Consider the following 2,178-nt stretch of genomic DNA (forward strand, 5'->3'; position numbering starts at 1 on the left):
GGTCGGCGCGCGCCGGGGCGGCCGGCGTCGTGACGACCAGGGCGGCGACCAGCGCGGTGGTGAGGACGGTGAGCAGGGTGGCGGGGAGGGCTGAGGACGCGAGGATTTTTCGTAAATTTCGGTACATGGGCGGGGTTCTCCTTGCAGGTTGTGCGGCCCCCGAGTTCCGTACGTGCCGAAGAGATGGGTGGTGCGGTGAAGACGGTCAGGCGCCCCGGCGGATGCGGCCCGCGTACAACGCCTCCAGGCGGAGGTTGTGCGCGTCGCCCTCCGGGATGTTGGCCGAGAGGTAGACGGGCGGCGTCTCGCCCGCTTCGAGCAGGTTGGCCACCGTCCGGGTGACGACGAGCTGCGCCAGCAGCGCGGAGGTGATCGTGGAGACGGCCCCGGTCGCGCCCCCGCCGGGCAGGGGCAGCACGGAGTCGCCGTACGGCGCGCGGTTGTCCAGGACGACGTCCGCCAGGTCGGTGAGCTTGCGGCCCGAGGGGTGACGGGCGGGCACGGCGTCGCCATGGCTCCTGGACGTGATCGCGATCAGGTCGTGACCGCGCTCCTTGACCAGGGTGGCCAGCTCGACGACCACGCCGTTCACGCCGGAGTTGGAGATGATCACGAACAGGTCGTGCTGCCGGACCGGGGCCACGTCGAGGATGGTCCTGGCGACGGCGGGATCGCGTTCGAGGTCGTAACGGTCGAGTGTGGAGCGGGGCGCGTCGCCGTGCAGGACGATGTCGCGCAGCGCGAGACGGTTGGTGGGGACGAGCCCGCCGGCGCGCCCGGCGATCTCCATCGCGACGGCCTCGGAATGGCCGGAGCCGAACGCCTGGATCACGCCGCCGGCGGTCAGCGCCTTGGTGAACAGGTCGGCGGCGCGGGTGATCTCGGGGTCGTCCGGGATCGTCCGTACGAGGTGGGCGATGTGGTCGGCGAAGTCTTGCGGATTTATCGTCATAGATCCCCTTTCGGTGGGGTCGCTCAGTCGCCTGCGGGGAGGCGATGTCCCGCCACTGCGCGGACGGTCACGTCGAAGGCCTGTCTCGTGCGCTCGTAGGTGCGCTGGGCGACCGACACGTACACGACGTCGAGCACCAGGAGCTGGGAGTGGATCGCGGCGAAGCCCTCGGAGCGGAAGCTCGTGGCCCGGCTCGCCGTGGTCAGCACCAGCTCGGCCACCTCCGCCAGCGGTGATCTCGGCTGCGAGGTGACGGCCACGGTGATCGCGCCGTGGCTGCCCGCCTCCGCCAGCACCTCGATGACCTCGCGCGTCCTGCCGCTGTGGGAGATGCCGATCGCCACGTCGCCCTGGCCGAGCAGCGCCGCGTCGGTCAGCGCGCTGTGGGCGTCGGACCTGCTCCAGGTCGGTACGCGCATCCGCTGCAGCCGGTACTCCATCTCGCTGGCGACGGCCGCGCTGCTCGACACCCCGAACAGCAGCACCCGCCCGGCCCTGGCCACGGCCTGCGCCACCTTCTCCACCACGGCCAGGTCGAGCTGGTCGCGGGTCTCCTGGATCAGGCGGATGTCGTTGCCGGAGACCACGCCGAGCACCCGTTCGAGGCTGTCGTCGGGCAGGATCTCCTGGCCGATGTCGGTCTCCCAGGTCTGCTGGGCCACGCGGCCGGTCTCGGTGGCGATCGCCACGCGGAGTTCGGCGTAGCCGGCGAACCCCAGGGCACGGCAGAAGCGGGTGATGGTGGCGGTGGACGTCCCGCTCCGCTCGGCCAGGTCGACGATGGTCAGCCGGGCGGCCTCGCCGGGCCCTTCGAGGATGGCGTCGGCCACCTTGCGCAGGGCCTCGGGCATGTCGTGCCGGTCGGCTCTGATGCGGTTGAGGAGTTCCACGCGGCGATAATTATGCTCAGGATATGGTGCCGTCAAGGCATTTGGGCAATAATTTTTGACATGCGACTGGTTCTTGGCGTTGACGCCGGAGGCACGTCCACGCGGGCGGCGCTGTTCACGCTGGAGGGCGCGGCGGTGCGCAGGGGGCGCGCGGGCGGGGCCAATCCGGGCTCGCTCGGCGCGGACCTCGCCACCGCCAACCTGACCGCCGCCGTCAGGGACGCCGTCGCGGGGGTCGCTCCGCAGCAGGTGGCCGGGGTCGTGGTGGGGATGGCGGGCCATCAGGACGCGTGCGCGGCGCTGGCCGGACGGGTGCTCTCGGACGTCCTGCCGGGG

At 71.4% G+C, this 2,178-nt stretch carries 3 protein-coding genes; 1 reads left to right on the top strand and 2 read right to left on the bottom strand.

Annotated elements, in window-relative coordinates:
- Positions 1–205: 205 nt before the first annotated feature.
- Both FAF44_RS52895 and FAF44_RS52900 read right to left on the bottom strand, forming a co-directional pair.
- Entirely contained in the window at positions 206–952 is a 747-nt protein-coding gene (locus FAF44_RS52895) for a sugar isomerase domain-containing protein (RefSeq protein WP_237111072.1), read from the bottom strand.
- Positions 953–975: 23 nt separating this feature from the next.
- The gene (locus FAF44_RS52900; RefSeq protein WP_237111073.1) at positions 976–1,842 is read right to left on the bottom strand and encodes a MurR/RpiR family transcriptional regulator; all 867 of its coding nucleotides are present in this window, start codon (positions 1,840–1,842) and stop codon (positions 976–978) included.
- A gap of 60 nt (positions 1,843–1,902) precedes the next feature.
- On the opposite strand from FAF44_RS52900, the gene FAF44_RS52905 reads away from it, so the two are divergent.
- On the top strand, positions 1,903–2,178 hold a 276-nt coding region (locus tag FAF44_RS52905; RefSeq protein WP_368857805.1), incomplete at its 3' end, for a BadF/BadG/BcrA/BcrD ATPase family protein.

Source organism: Nonomuraea sp. MG754425 (assembly GCF_021699195.1).
GTDB lineage: Bacteria > Actinomycetota > Actinomycetes > Streptosporangiales > Streptosporangiaceae > Nonomuraea.